The sequence below is a fragment of the Psychrobacter sp. WY6 genome (assembly GCF_018448495.1).
Lineage (GTDB): Bacteria > Pseudomonadota > Gammaproteobacteria > Pseudomonadales > Moraxellaceae > Psychrobacter.
The window spans coordinates 1,813,249-1,827,549 of record NZ_CP049902.1 but is presented as its reverse complement, the minus strand read 5'-3'; the positions used below and the strand labels follow the sequence as shown (position 1 = coordinate 1,827,549).

Here is a 14,301-nt window from a genome sequence, read left to right as displayed (position 1 = left end):
ATTTGGTGGAGATGGCGGGAGTTGAACCCGATTACATCATATTCTATCACACGCTATCAAATACACTATCAATAATATCAATAACTTACGATTATGCAATGTGATTAGATGTGATAGCGTATCATGGCAGGCTGTCAAGAATCATGTCAAGAGCGATTAACCTATCTTTAGATTGCCATTTTTTCTGGCGGCAATAGATGCCCGCAGCACTCGCAAACAACGCTATCTTGTACATTCGCTGCAACAACTTTGATGCACTGTAAAAACTTAATGGCATAATCTGCAATCGCTTTATTGTCATCAACACCATTAATCACCCTGCGAGCATTTACCCATTCGTTATATTCAAGACCATACTTGATATACTGGTTTAATCTGCGAGTTGTAAACGTGCCCTTTAGCGAGCCGATAGTTAGTATTTTTGCGCTGACAATAGGGTCTAATGCTAGATCAGGGCTGCTAACTAGGTCGATGCCTAGAATATCGGTAAACTTTTTATAGTTGCCATAACCTGTAATCATGACGTGACCACGACCACGGTACTTGTAACCGTCACCGTCAGCTTCTGGCGTGTTGCCTAGTCGCTCAGCCAATCGCCCTGTGTCGTACTTATCAAAGTATCTAACACCGCCATACTCGGTGATTGCTTGCATTGTAAAAGCTGTCTCATGATACGCCGTGGCGAGATTGTAGCTGACGTATAGCGGATTGCTTGAGTCTAATTCTTTGTAGTGATTAAAGGCTGCAAACAAGCCGTTTACCCCATCTAAAAAACCTTGACTGATTGAGCTGACTTTAAATACCTCTTTGAATTTAGCAAAATCAAAATCTAACTTATAACCGACCTCTAGGGCTTCTTGAGATAAGCCACCCCAATAACCGTCTGGGTCGATACCCATGTCTGCCTGTAGCCTTTTTACGCTATCTTTTACACTCATATCCAGCTCCAAAAAAATCCCCATTAAGGGGCGTGTTTGTTTTTGCATCGACTGATAATTAACTGCTTAAAGTGCCAGACGTTTAACAGCAAGCACGTTGCTCTTGCAATTGTCGTTGACCATGACGGTTCAAAGCTGCTACTCGGCAATGCTGCTTCGACTAAAAATATCCATACTGTGATCCACAGGCTCAACTGTAAAATCGTCTCTTTTGATGCCGTGTTAAATCTGTCTGATATTAAAAACACCGTGCAGATAGCAAGCCCTAGCAATGCCAGTATCGCATTAATTAAAGGTATCATTTGCGACCCCCGAACCATCGACCAACAAAGTTTTTGAGTGCATTGCTGATTAGCTCTATGCTCTCAAGTATTGATGACTTTAGGATATTAACGACTGACGCTCTAAGTTCGTCATCTGCGACAACCTCAAGTATCATGCGTAAAAATATCGTACCGAGTAGGCCACCAAAGAAAGCGGTTAGCATCATAACGACTACCGTTGGTTTATCGTTGATGGCTGGCAGTATGACAAACGAGATAACAAAGCCGACGACGATTGCTAGTAGCAAGTTACCCAAAAACGTGCCTTGCTTTTTCATGTAGTCATTGGTCATTGCGAGTACAGCCCCAACAAAAACGAGCATTATTGTCGCTATTAAAAAATACCAATATGGCAGTTGTAAATGCAAAAAAGCGTGTGGCTCATTAAGCTGTACCATCACGCTTACTGCACTTATTGCCGTTCCGCTGCCTGACGCTGCTAATAATCTAGTAGCATTGACAGCGGAGTAGTATCGGTCTGGCATAAAGCCCCCTATTTTTAGATAATAAAAAACCGCCCTGTGAGGCGGGGTTAAATTAGATACTTAGCCAGACTTAATCGCTCATTGATTGCATTAACGCTGTTTAGAGCGAAGTCAGCGTAATATGCCAACTCATGTGGCTCGTACCCGTCATCTCTATAACCTCCGACTGACAAGGTGCGCTTAGGTAGCACATTCTGCTTTTGGTAAATGTACTGATAAGCAGCGCCTAGTGAGGTAATGTATGCACCAAAATTACCGTTAGCAGTGTAGTTTGTATTATTAACAACGCTTGTGGTGTGACTGGTGCTGTACTTAATTGCTAGGTTTTTAAACATAGCATTATAATTAACATTAGCCTTATCGTTAATCACAACCTGCATATCTTTGTAACCTGACGGCATTAACTCAGTATTAGGTATGTCAAACTGAATCAACATATCAGGCATAAGACCATCTAAGTATTTTTTAACGCAACAGATTCAGGCTCAGTCGAAGTCGAAAACCCAGCATACGCCATGACTGAGTTTGCGTTTAAATCACTTGCGTTATCGTAGCCGTATGGATTTAAGACAGGTATAACCACAATTTGTATTAGATCGCAATGCAACTAAATGCGGATTGTCGTCGGTAAATAGCTTTAGCGCAGTAAATGCCAAAGATACAACGTCTTTTTTGCTAGAGCCATACATACCTGCACATAGCACAATCGTGTTATCAAAACTATCAGGCTCATGAGTGTAAGCGACTAAGTTATAACCGCCGCTAATAGAGCCGACCACGCTTTTAACCAAGTCTAGATTGTCATACAAATTAGCTTGTAATTCTGCATAACTCCAAACTACGTTAAGTGGCTCGCTGTGACCATCGAGCGTGTTATATAGGCTGATATACGTTTGTTATCTTCATTCGTTTTGCTTTGCTCTATGCTGTCTTTAATCTTCGCTTTTAGTGCATAATGCAAGTGATTGAATAAGTGATTAACAAAGTAAGTCGTTTGCGAGCTATCAAGTTTATTGTGTCTGCTGCGCCAAATTCTATCGTTGCAGCAGGGACACCTAATACGCGGTGTGAGTAGTATAAACCAAGCGCCCTCTGTGTTTCTTGCGTCAAATTCACAGGCTCTCTATTGTACTTATCCCTAACAACGTCATTATACATTGACACCACACCCTGCATGACAGGTCGCAATAGGTCGTCATCTTCAAGCCAGTAAACAAGGGAATCACGAATCCAACCTTGAGCTGTGTGCAAATCAAAGTAAAATGACAGGTCTTCATGCTCACGATTTAAAACAGTGTATATAACCTCTGCCTCTGCCTCACTTAGCGCATACTCTCCTTTTTGGTTGTAAGGATCATTATTAACTGGCACTAAATCCCAACGAGAGGGGAAATTCCTATTTGGGTTTACGCCCCTAAAGTTAGCGTAATTATCAGGCTCAACTTTGTTTTCAGCATTCATGCTCCACGGATTGACCACGGGTATGACTACAATTTTAACCTTATTTTTTAAGTACGCTAACCCTTCGTGCTTGCTTGGGTTTCTGTATACCTCATTTATCAGTAAACCAAGTGCAAACGGTGGAACTCGCTCTGTCGGGTGCATACCCGATGTAAGTAGTATGGTTTGCTCGTAATTATCAGGCTCAAAGACATACTCGTAAATATCATATAAACCTGACGAATCTTTGCCTAGTGTGTTTTTTGTCACATGGGTGGGATAATCGGCTAGCAACGGCTCATAAAACTCATTCAATATGGTATCTGTGTTATATGTGTTTGCGCCCGATGGGTATCTAAACCTGTCGGTCTGTACGCCCAAATCTATGAAGGTGTTGTCAGTCTGATAATCATCTTTTGTAACATCAAGACCGATGGGCATTGCCGCATCTTTGAACTTGCGCCCATAACTCTCATAACTGGTTGCTTTAGAGCCTTTTTCTATCTGAATTTTTGGGCGCAACCCCTTCTCTGATACTTGCACAAACAGTAGCTTGTCGTCAGCGCCAGTCGTTATAGTAAGACTGCGCTTTGCTGCATCTCGCAAGATAACTCTACCGGAAGCACCGCTCTTAATTAGTCCGACATTAAACCTATCACTCGATGCCTTGCTTACTGTGTAAGTAGTGTTAGGCTCAATTTCTATTAAAGAATATATGCTAAGCTCTCTCTCAGTTGTCCCAACGGCCCCTGCGCCACTATAAATATCAGTAGTGTTAGCATCTAGCGTAGCCACAGTGTTTATTCTCAAGCCAAAAGCGTAGCCTCTAAACAGGTTTTTGGTGTCCACGAAGTCGTCTGAGCTTATTGACTTTATAGTTGCACTATCAATAACCATTTGTTTGTTGATATTTAGTGTTGATAAGCCGTCCCACATTTTCTTATCATATTCACCATCAAACAAGGCAAACAGATAGCCAGCATAAGCGCCTTTATCAACAACAAGCCACTCTGTCTGATCGTCTGTCGTGAATGTGCCGTGGAAACCCAAGCTCGGCTCAGCAACCAAAGACAGGGTGCTACCTGTATCCGCCAGTTGGTAGTTAAACCAAGTTTCGGGCTTGCTATAAAAGCCCCGAAGCGTTACTGATCTTATACTTGCGGCCACGCAATACGTGTAAGTAGTATTTGGATCGACTTTTAAGGCGTAGCTATGCTTACCTGCGTTCGCCGCTGATATAGCAGGACTACCGCTATAGACAGCAGCAGCTACGAGGTTAAGCCTCTCACTAAATTGTTAGACGCAACCACGGGATACGTAAGAGTTTGAATAGCTTGCAATAGGTTTTTGACATTGTTTGCGGCGTTGTATTTACTAAAAACCCACGTACCTGCATCGTTGTACCAAAGTCCGTCCGTTCGCTGACTCAACGATGCTATCTGTAACATAGCCGTACTTGCCGTCAGTTAACCCGCTGCTTTCTAAGTGGTACTTAGACTTAAATAAGGGCGCAGGTAGCGCACCACTTTCAATCATTGTCTTAATAGCTTTTTTAGCAGACGGATAAGTTTCGCCTGTTCGCGTAACAACCTGTGTGTTCTCGTCACCATTAGCAGCTTCGCCTAACGATTTAACATCTAATCGTCCGTCTACAAAATCCTGTGTGGTCATAATCTCTGGCATTTCTTTTCCCCACAAAAAAGCCTCCGATCAAGGAGGCGTATGTTTAAATCAATTTAGGCTATCAAGCCGTTTATAAAGTCTTTATCGTTTGGATAGTACCTGCTGTCATAAGCCATTGCGCTTATCGTTGACTCAAACACCCCCTTGCCAGCCTTTTCGCTGACCAGATACGCATCAGCTTCAACCTCCGTGGCTTCAGTGATATTAAACACCGCATGAGTCACGCCCGATGTGACTAGCGCCATCATTGGTATGCGTGCCAGCTCAATCTGATAGTCATCAATATGACCGATGATCTCAATCACATCGACTGTGCTGTTTTTAAGCTGTAGGTGGATGACGTAGCTCTTGCCAGCATCGAGCTCAACTGGATAATCTAAAGTCAATATCGTGTTTTCTTGATATTCAATTTGACCGCTGCACAGTATCGGCACCGTAGAATCAACGATTGCGATTCTATCCATGCGCGTCACCAAGTCACCCTCACCATAAGCGGTAAACTCAATGGCTTTACGGTTATACCGCAGCTTATTCCATGCCCTGTGCGCCAAGAAATGAGCCTGTGCGTAATTGGTGACGCCTTGGCTATCAATCGTCTTGTAGTTGGTGCGCAAGTCATCAGGCAGCCTGATAATCGCCTCACTATAATTATCAGATGGGTCACGCCATTTAAACTCAATGCCGTCATAATTATCTTGGATGCCGAAGAACTCAGTAACCACCATGCTCTCTGGTGCGATATTACGATGATTAAATAAAGCTAGGCTATTAGGTGTTTCGCGCTCAAAGCTAAAGTAATGCAAGCCACCCTCACGACGAGCCGTACAAAATACCGCTTCAGCAACTGTAAATATCATTTCTTGATAGCTGCTGTACTTATCATCAAACGTGTAGTTAAACTCACATGCTTTGCCAGTGCCAAAGTAAGCGGCTATCTCATTACTAACATCATAAAAAGATTCGCTGTCGACTTCGGTTGCATCCATACGTCCGATGAAAGGGTCTAGTGCCATTGCAATCGATATGTCAGAAAAGTTGCTTGTTGCCATAAAGCCGTTGGGCGTATCAAGCTTACGATGAGCAATCATATTTAGCTCACTAGCGTTGGTACCAGAACCAATGGCCATGCGCCGTAATCTGACAATCGTGTCATGCTCATAGACTGATTTCTTAGTTTCGTAGTAGCTGTATGCACTCTCAAAAACCACATCATCTATTAAACTTGCACTATCACCGTTATCATTCTCACGTTTAACTCGGAATCTAAACTGCCCAGTTTGTGGTAACTCTTTTCTAAGCGTAATACCAATTGGATTTCTGTTATTTGCAACACCTTGCATGACATCACCGTAGCGATAGACCTGACCTGTGGGCACACCGTCAACGACCATTTGATACTCAACCTCAATGGTCACCTGCTTACTGTCGTCACCATCATATATGCCGTTTTGCGCTAAAAAGTTAAGGATGAAACCAGTACTGTCTTTGCTACCGGCGTAATACCAACCAATGAAATTATCCTTTGAGCCCTTGATTAAAACCTGCCTGCTCAGAAACTGTTGTTTTTGAGCGGCGGTCAAACTATCAACCTTGCTCCAATCCGCATTGGTCGCCACGGGATTCACTAACTTTAATACCCCGCCGTTTGTACTAGCGACTGTATATGTACCACTCAAATCCACATTATTGCTATTACCCGTCAATACTGACGCTGTAAGTGCAACAGCGTCTTCTGTCAGTAATGAAAAACTAGGGTTCGTAGCAGCAAAGCTGTCCGACAATGTGACCTCGTAAAAATAAGCGCCCGGTGAACCTGACTTTGTTATTGAAGCAACATCATACTCGCCCGCCAAATCGAGTGCCCCGCTTACTGGGTCATTGATTAATAACGACGCAATTCGAACTCTTTTGTAATTATCTGGATTAACCACATCGATAGAAGTTGCAATGGTTAGTACACCATCCATCGCCACATTGGTGTTACCCGACAATCTAATGTCTTCGACCGTGCCATAAATAGCATTGCTGATCGTTACTTTTTCGCCAGCGGTAAATTTATAAGAAAAATCAACAGAACCTTCAATCTTATAGTCTACCCAAGCGCCAAAATCATCATTCCACTCACGGCCAGACTCATTTATCGTGTCACTGGGCACGCTGATTTCATTTGGACTGGTTATGGTTACTGAGCGCGTAGATATTCTAGCGCTGTTAGGCGATAGTAATGTTTGTTTGCCATCGATGGCGCTTACCTGCTTAGCGACAATCTGCAACTTATCAAAGACAGAGCCTATTTGTATTTGTGGATTTGGACTTATGGTTGATTGACCAGGTTCATAGATGCTGATGGACGCACCATCAATCGTATTGATAGGAGTTTCACCCTCGTTGATCGTATCTTCGTTTATAGCAAAGGAGCCCGTGCCGATAGACAACAAACACTCTTCGACTTGCACACTGCCTTCATAATATCGATAAACAGTTGATATCAAGTCGGGCATAACTTTGCGTCTTCCGTAAATGTCTGGCACACGCTCACCCACACGATGCTTGTTTTGACGCTGGGCAAGGCTATTATTGGGTGAACCTGCCACATCTTGCGGTGCGTTCATTTCTGGCATATTCATGTAAGTGTAAACTGCCACACCTACTGATATAACAGCAGCAATGATTCCCAAAGTAACTGGTTCGCCCGCATGGCATAGTACTTGATAGTCGCCAGTCACGTCTTTGAGCGCCCATGCGTCCAGCTTGGTCTTTGGGGTAATATCGTTCTGTACGCAAATTGTGCCTTTATACAAGCGGGCTTGCGGATAATGTTCGCGGACAGCTATCCATTCGGTTAATAAGCACGTATAGAAATGCTCAGCAAATTCGCTAGCATCAAGCTCATTGTGAAAAATTTTTAACATCATAAAATCGCACCTTTTTATACTGTCTCTTGATGCTTCGAAGGGTTTCAAAACGTGGACCGCTTTCTGATAGATGCAGTATGCGTCCGCAATAGTACAAGCCCACATGATGTCTATTGTCTAGGGTCATCATGAGGATGATAGTGCCGTCACGTGGCCTAGCAACTAAATCACCCTGCCCCATTCCTTCTTTGGTTGGTATTAATGTATCGTCAAGCGAGCCAGTCAATCCCAAAAAGCAATGGCTAAAGTCATAATCAAACAGGTGCTTGCCAGCATCTATGAGCAAGTGGACACAGTGATAATTGTCACGGTCAAACTGACGATTCAATAAAGGATCAATGCTTTTCATAACAACGCCTTTAAATCAGGATATTCCTCAAGGCTGTAAGTTCGACCTGTGGGCACAGTATTCTTATCTGGCGTCTTAGCATCAAACGTTGTTGCCTGATGGTCACGGCTCATTTGTTCAATAAATAAGCCTTTTACAACATCGATAGGTTTGTCCTTAGCAAAGGACATAGAGGTCACGTCGTAAGCATATTGGCGGTAAATTACTTGTGGGTACTCGTCGCTATCAGATGCTCTTATCTGCTTGATTAGCGGTGGTACAATCTCACCCAGGTCGCCCAAAGTGATATTGAAGCTTTGATCAAGATCATCAGAGGTTTTACCGCGGTTGATTAGCAATGGCGCAAACTCAAAGTTCACCACTTCGCAAGTCTCAAGCATGGCATCAACACCATCAGCATGATTAGTCACGATACGTATTGGCGTGGGCCATAAACTGTGCCTAACTTCTATTGTCTCGAGCGCGGCGATACTGGGAGAGCTGTCAAGATGCAGGTCTTTGATATCATCAATCGTTACTGCCATTACAAACTCCCTAGTGCATCTGGCAAATCTTCATTGACCAATTTTTCGAGCAAGTTGAGCATTTCGCGTGGGTCGCCCGACTCCCACAGATCGATGATGGTTTGGTCAAAGTCTTTGCGGGTTTGGCTTTAGGCGCAGACCAAACGACACACTATAGACTTTGCCGTCACGCTCACCAAGCTGTAGCGAGCCAGCAACAAACTGACAAGTGTAAGTGGTCATCTCAGTGTCATCGACCATCAATCGCCAAAGAAACGGACGTGGATTTTCCTGATGACTGCGCCAGAATGCCCAAAAGTACTGCTGTTTGATTTTCTCACTGAGCAGTACAGACGCTGTGACGGTGTGCACATTATTGACAAACTGCACGCGCTGACGCGCGAAACCGCCCATTAGTGCTTGCTCTAATAAATTGTTTGCCACTTCTGGCGTGTAGCCGCGCTGTAATGGACAGAGTGCAAAATTATTCATCGGCGATTCACCCTTGCTGTTGTGCCGCGCTGTATGCTCTTGCTCTCTAATGAGTTGGCGCGACCGATGTTGCGGAATCGCTTGTCCATCATCTTGTCAACCATTTCAATAGTTACCTCGCCGTTAGGTCCTCGGCTCGCACTCACTTGAGCAGATGAATTGTTGTTGATTGTGATATTGCCGGCACTGGATTTTTGACCGTTCGACATAAAGTTAGCTAGGTCTTTGTTTTGGCGCGGTGATAAGACGCGTTCGCCTTTATCGAGTAAGTAGGTAGATTCTTTGGGCACGTAATCCAAACCACCGTGGGCAATCCCTGACACGCTTGGCGCTGCCATTCCACCGATACCAGCAGCTTGCGCTATCTGTATCGCTGATGCTGCTACCGCACCTGGCATAGCAATATACGGACCAATCAAAGGAATGGCAGATAAAGCATCAAAAGTGTTTGAGTAAGTCGTTTTCACTGTCATTAGTGCTTTTTGCACCGCAAAAGCTTTTTCCATGGCAAATGCCACTCTTTGCATCTTCGAGTTTTCACCAAAGAACATAGCAGCTACGCTTGTCATAGCGCTAAAAGCATTTGCTTGTATAGCTGTTCGGGCGTCTGCTGTTTGTTGATCAAGCGTTTGCTGCTTGAGCGCATACTCTTGATCCATCGCCCACATTGCGTCAGTGTGTTCTTGCTTGGCAGCCTCTAGTAATTCAAAGCGTTCAAGCTCTGGTAGTGCAAACTCACCGCGCTCATCTTCTACATTAATATCAGCCTGACGTTTTTTGTAATCCGTATCTATCGAGTTATAAGCCTCGTCTTTGTCTTGACCAAACCGCCACCCTGCATAACCCTCTGCCGACATAGTGCGCTGAGCCATTGCATCAAGACCAGTGCTAGCAGCAGACAAACCGTTGGCTTTCATGCTATTGGCAAGTGATTGGTACATCTTGTCTTGTTCACGCGCTTTGGCTTGTGATGCAAATTTGAAGTTAGCTAAATCTTTTTGATACTCAGCATTTTGTAAGTCAGTAAGCATTTTTCTGTATTTGTCGTTTTCAGAAAATGCAGCATCAATGCTTTCTATTTTTTTCTTGTGGTTATATGTGATTTTTTCCTCGCCAGTCATATAGCCTTCTAGCAGAGATACTTGCTTTTTCAAAGTTTCTTCTTGCAGTTTTTGGGCATCTTGCGCTTGCTTGGACACGGTGTCATAAACTAATTTACTTGTATCTGTCGTGGCTGACTTCATATAAGCAAGTACGTTTTTGGTGTACTCCTTGGTCTGGCCAATACCTGTCTTTTTGTTTCTAGCCCATCGGTCTGATAAGATTAAAGACATTGGGTTATTATCTACATTGCCCTCGCCTGTGTTGTATGCCGCAATGGTTTTTCAAGGTCGCCATCAAAACGTTTGTATAAGTAGCTCAGATACTTAGCAGCACCCTCTGTCGCTTGCTCCATGTTGTAAGCGTTATCAACTTGGAATCTCTTGGCAGTGGCATCTATAAGTTGAAATCCGCCTTTCGCTGTTCCCCACTTGGTAGCTGGACCAGTTGCGTTAGTTTTCCCGTGTGACTCTTGCATATGAATGCCAGTCATTAATCCTTGTGGCAAACCATATTGAGCCTCATAACCTGCGAATCCGTAGTCCTCTGCATTGGCAAGCGCCTTGGCGTTTGGTTTTAATTTAACTTCTCCAGCTACTTTTTGCGCTTTTTCTAATGCTTTTGTTCTGGCTTCGATGGCCTCTTGTTGAGCTTGATACTGTGCCCAGTTACCCCAAGCGTTCGTCCCAACTCTCTCTGCGCCTCATTCTGCGCCATCACAGTAGATACAAACTCATTAGTATTGCCAGAGCCTATCTTGTCTATCTCGTGCATCATATCGCCATAACTGGCAATTTTTGCGCGTATATCCTGATCTACTATTTGATTTATATCGCCAGCAGCTTTTAGGTTTCTAGCCATCTTTATAGCAATTGCTATGCCGCCGTCCCAAAGGTCTACGCCGTCCATGAGCGTTGCAATAGTCGCTGCCACACCGCCTATCGAGCTGCCCACGGTGTCAAAGACGGCTGCTGCGCCCACACCCACTTTTGCAACGCCTTTTAGCCCGATAGCTAGGCTCTCACCCGCTTCACGCGCAAAATCAGCCGCATTGCCGTTCTCGACCAACTTCCCTGCCACGTCTGACAGCACGGGAATAATCGCACGAGTAAACTGTTTTTTTGCACCGTCATAAGAGATCATCATCAGATCTGTGGCGGCCTCAAGCTCTTGCGTGGCGCGTATGGTTTCAGCGTCCATGACAGCGCCTGCGTTTTGCGCAGCGGTTGCCCATACGTCAAACCCTGCGCCAGCATCATGCAGCAACGGTATTAGTGCGGAGGCATCAGACGCGATACCCTCAAGATAAAACACCATTTCAGATTGACTTATATTTGCTTGCTGTAGTCCGTCATAGTAGAGCTGTAGCGCGTCTGGCCCTGATAACTCTCTAAACTGCTCTGCCGTCTGCCCGACAAGCGGTGCTATATTCTCAAAGTAGTCAGCCATCGCGCCGCCGCCACTGCTCAAAAAATCACCAATTTTGTCTTGCGTGTCTTTGTATATATCGCCCAATGTGTCTTGCTCAACGCCAACAGACCTTGCCGCAATCGCCAGTTTTTGCATGTCCTCTACGCCAGTGTTGGCAATACGAGATAATCGCGTTATCTCAGTACCCAGCTCTATCTGCTCTCTAACCATCACGCCGATAGCTGCTGCGCCAGTCGCTGCCATTGCGCCAAACGCAAGTGCTGCCCTGCCCATGTTTTTGGTTACTGTTTCACTAATGCGGCCTGTACTGTCTCTTGCTTCACGCTCAGCTTGTGTTAGACCATCAGTGAACTCACTTAGGCGCACTGCCAAGTCGAGGGTTAGTCTGCCAAGGGAATTTGTGGCCATGATGGGTTGTCCTTATTTTAGATAAAAAAACCTCAATCATTTCTGAGTGAGGTTTTTATTATTTGTCGTTTTTATTCATCATCTAAATATAGATACACGTAATAACCAGTTGGTATCGAATCAACTAATGACCAATGGTTATAATCAATTAAATTTTGTACCCATATCTGTGCCCAGTTTAGTTGTTGAGCAGGTAGCTTTCGGCGCGGGAAGTGCTTCATATATATTGAACCGTGTCAGTTTTTCAAACTAAAACCTAGACCACTCTAATCCAGAGACATTAAATTTAAATTGCTCTTTACCATGATCGTAGAAATTCACCTCAATCATCACACTATCAGATTTTTTTAGCTTCTCAACAAAGCCGGAAATATCGCTTGCCAAGAATAAAACCTCGCTACTACCAGCCTCAGCCTCGCTAGCAACCAATTTTCGTACAGGACCATCATCAAACTTAGCACTGACATAACAATCTTGATAAGTACAAAACAACTGACCTTTATCAACAGCAAATAATACATCCTTGCCATATTGAACGTCATCACGAATTATTATATTAAGCTCAATATCTTGACCATATGGAAACCCTAGATCTACAGCATTGGTTGATTTGTTAATCGCAAAATAAGATGATTCCCCACGCATTTCATCGATGGATTCATCGTACTGCCAGCTACTTGTAGTGACTGGTGCTTCAACCAATACTTCTTCATTAGTGCTATTTACTGAAGAAGACGGCGCAGATTGAATATCAGACGGCAATTCTTTATTGGTAGCAGCCTCACTACCAACATTATCACCAGACACCCCAGCCATTACCACGGATAAAACCATAATCCCAATAAATACTACAGCAACCCATGTAAGGAACGACGTTCGTTTGACCTTAGCACCACAATTAGGACACGCGCCTGCATTTTTACTAATGACATTTCCACAATCTTTACAATTAATGAGTTTCGACATACTCTATTCCTACCATCTTCATCGGTAATAAAGATATCACTATAAATCATCAAAACAATCAGCACATTTGTAAGATTAGCGTCTTCTCTTCAAACCACCTCAACGTCATCTTATTGGCAAAACTCAAGCGGCTCCACCCAAATCTTCAACTTAAGCGCTTTATATATTCATTGCGATGATGTTTGCCGATGCTTGCTCGACACGCCTGCCAATGTTAGGCTGCCCCTACGGCGATACTCAGCCCATTGGTTTATCTCAAGCATGGTCAGATTTGATTTAACTTGATGGATGGTATTGCCGCCAATGCCAGCCAGCGCAAGCTCAAAAAGAAGCTCCTTTTCACCAGCTATGAAGCCTTTTTGCTCTTGGCCTGCATCGCCTTTTTATATTATCAGTATCCCATACTTTATCAAAAGTAGCAGAAGCCAGTGTTTGTACAAAGCTATTTTCTACCTGTTTTTGGTAAACATCACTTCACCCTTGTCATCGACCAGCGCCTTACTAATCCAGTCTGATGCCACACTTTCGCCATCATGCATACGTTTCAATAGCGCCTCGGTTTCAAAGAACGGCAGTTGCTTAATGCGAATATCAACACTGCACTCTTCGCCATTATGAAAGAACGTCACCGTTTCATCACGAACTTGCGAGACAAGACTGCCTGACTTAATGTCTGCTAGATTTAACTTTGCCATCTTTCCAATCCTCTAAAAATAGTTAAGCCTCAATTAAGAGGCTTAGTGTTAGCGATAATTGCTGATTACAGCACGTTTACGGCGTTGTTTTAAACGCGGTGATAGCCTTCGATTGCCGCTTCATTGGTATCGCGTGCTTAACCAGATCGTTGGGTTCAAACGTAGGATTAGTGTCTTTTAGCTGAGTTACGAATGAAGTCCATGTGCGACCTTCGGGTAACGTCACCGTATCAGTTGCTAGCGTAGGTTCGACAGTGCCGTCACTCCATCCGATGAACACTTCAATAACCGCTTTCTCGCTAGCAAGCTGTAATAGTGTCATGTGTGTAGCGTTTTTTGGGTCGGTGTTGATAGAGATTGACCCTTCACCGGGAGTGGTTAGGCCTGCCACTGAGGTGGTAACGTCCTCCTCTTCCAGACACGTATCATCAATGTCGTTATCACTATCATCACCAATTTGGATATTAGTGATACAAATCATTTTAGTAAGCTCAGGCGTATCGCCATGCTTAATCCATACTTTCGTACCTTGTGATAGTACACCTCTTTCGACTTTAGCCATGAGCTTTATC

Annotated in this window: 18 protein-coding genes; 1 reads left to right on the top strand and 17 read right to left on the bottom strand. The window is 44.0% G+C overall.

What is annotated here, in order from left to right; genetic code table 11:
- Positions 1-167: 167 nt before the first annotated feature.
- From G7Y90_RS09110 to G7Y90_RS09040, 15 genes are all read right to left on the bottom strand, one after another.
- The gene (locus G7Y90_RS09110) at positions 168-938 is read right to left on the bottom strand and encodes a hypothetical protein (protein WP_250162221.1); all 771 of its coding nucleotides are present in this window, start codon (positions 936-938) and stop codon (positions 168-170) included.
- 23 nt (positions 939-961) lie between these two features.
- The gene (locus G7Y90_RS09105) at positions 962-1,240 is read right to left on the bottom strand and encodes a hypothetical protein (RefSeq protein WP_250162220.1); all 279 of its coding nucleotides are present in this window, start codon (positions 1,238-1,240) and stop codon (positions 962-964) included.
- Positions 1,237-1,746: a hypothetical protein gene (locus G7Y90_RS09100; protein WP_250162219.1), complete on the bottom strand. Its 510-nt coding sequence runs from the start codon at positions 1,744-1,746 to the stop codon at positions 1,237-1,239. Before G7Y90_RS09100 ends, G7Y90_RS09105 begins: the two co-directional genes overlap by 4 nt.
- 47 nt (positions 1,747-1,793) lie before the next feature.
- Entirely contained in the window at positions 1,794-2,192 is a 399-nt protein-coding gene (locus G7Y90_RS09095; RefSeq protein ID WP_250162218.1) for a hypothetical protein, read from the bottom strand.
- A gap of 99 nt (positions 2,193-2,291) precedes the next feature.
- A complete protein-coding gene (locus tag G7Y90_RS09090; protein ID WP_250162217.1) occupies positions 2,292-2,555 on the bottom strand; it encodes a hypothetical protein in 264 nt (87 codons plus the stop codon).
- 136 nt (positions 2,556-2,691) lie between these two features.
- Positions 2,692-4,254 (bottom strand): M14 family metallopeptidase, encoded by a 1,563-nt coding sequence (locus G7Y90_RS09085; protein ID WP_250162216.1) that lies wholly within the window; start codon positions 4,252-4,254, stop codon positions 2,692-2,694.
- A gap of 306 nt (positions 4,255-4,560) precedes the next feature.
- A complete protein-coding gene (locus G7Y90_RS09080; protein WP_250162215.1) occupies positions 4,561-4,884 on the bottom strand; it encodes a hypothetical protein in 324 nt (107 codons plus the stop codon).
- Between the two features lie 38 nt (positions 4,885-4,922).
- Entirely contained in the window at positions 4,923-7,784 is a 2,862-nt protein-coding gene (locus G7Y90_RS09075; RefSeq protein WP_250162214.1) for a host specificity factor TipJ family phage tail protein, read from the bottom strand.
- On the bottom strand, positions 7,759-8,133 hold the full coding sequence (locus G7Y90_RS09070) for a hypothetical protein (RefSeq protein WP_250162213.1): 375 nt from the start codon (positions 8,131-8,133) through the stop codon (positions 7,759-7,761). Before G7Y90_RS09070 ends, G7Y90_RS09075 begins: the two co-directional genes overlap by 26 nt.
- Positions 8,130-8,657: a DUF1833 family protein gene (locus tag G7Y90_RS09065; protein WP_250162212.1), complete on the bottom strand. Its 528-nt coding sequence runs from the start codon at positions 8,655-8,657 to the stop codon at positions 8,130-8,132. The genes G7Y90_RS09070 and G7Y90_RS09065 overlap by 4 nt, the downstream gene beginning before the upstream one ends.
- Positions 8,658-8,762: 105 nt before the next feature.
- Entirely contained in the window at positions 8,763-9,128 is a 366-nt protein-coding gene (locus G7Y90_RS09060; protein ID WP_250162211.1) for a hypothetical protein, read from the bottom strand.
- On the bottom strand, positions 9,125-10,372 hold the full coding sequence (locus tag G7Y90_RS09055; protein WP_250162210.1) for a hypothetical protein: 1,248 nt from the start codon (positions 10,370-10,372) through the stop codon (positions 9,125-9,127). The genes G7Y90_RS09060 and G7Y90_RS09055 overlap by 4 nt, the downstream gene beginning before the upstream one ends.
- 101 nt (positions 10,373-10,473) lie before the next feature.
- Positions 10,474-10,866, bottom strand: a complete 393-nt coding sequence (locus G7Y90_RS17880) for a transglycosylase SLT domain-containing protein (protein ID WP_284143868.1) — start codon at positions 10,864-10,866, stop codon at positions 10,474-10,476.
- On the bottom strand, positions 10,842-12,068 hold the full coding sequence (locus G7Y90_RS09045; protein WP_250162208.1) for a hypothetical protein: 1,227 nt from the start codon (positions 12,066-12,068) through the stop codon (positions 10,842-10,844). The genes G7Y90_RS17880 and G7Y90_RS09045 overlap by 25 nt, the downstream gene beginning before the upstream one ends.
- A gap of 249 nt (positions 12,069-12,317) precedes the next feature.
- Positions 12,318-13,034: a hypothetical protein gene (locus G7Y90_RS09040; RefSeq protein ID WP_250162207.1), complete on the bottom strand. Its 717-nt coding sequence runs from the start codon at positions 13,032-13,034 to the stop codon at positions 12,318-12,320.
- A 284-nt stretch (positions 13,035-13,318) separates the two neighbouring features.
- On the opposite strand from G7Y90_RS09040, the gene G7Y90_RS17875 reads away from it, so the two are divergent.
- Positions 13,319-13,453, top strand: a complete 135-nt coding sequence (locus G7Y90_RS17875; RefSeq protein WP_284143709.1) for a hypothetical protein — start codon at positions 13,319-13,321, stop codon at positions 13,451-13,453.
- Between the two features lie 30 nt (positions 13,454-13,483).
- Here G7Y90_RS17875 and G7Y90_RS09035 read toward each other — a convergent pair whose 3' ends face one another.
- On the bottom strand, positions 13,484-13,729 hold the full coding sequence (locus G7Y90_RS09035) for a phage tail assembly chaperone family protein, TAC (RefSeq protein ID WP_250162206.1): 246 nt from the start codon (positions 13,727-13,729) through the stop codon (positions 13,484-13,486).
- A 76-nt stretch (positions 13,730-13,805) separates the two neighbouring features.
- Complete coding sequence (locus tag G7Y90_RS09030) at positions 13,806-14,291, bottom strand: phage tail tube protein (protein WP_250162205.1); 486 nt, start codon at positions 14,289-14,291, stop codon at positions 13,806-13,808.
- Positions 14,292-14,301 lie beyond the last annotated feature (10 nt).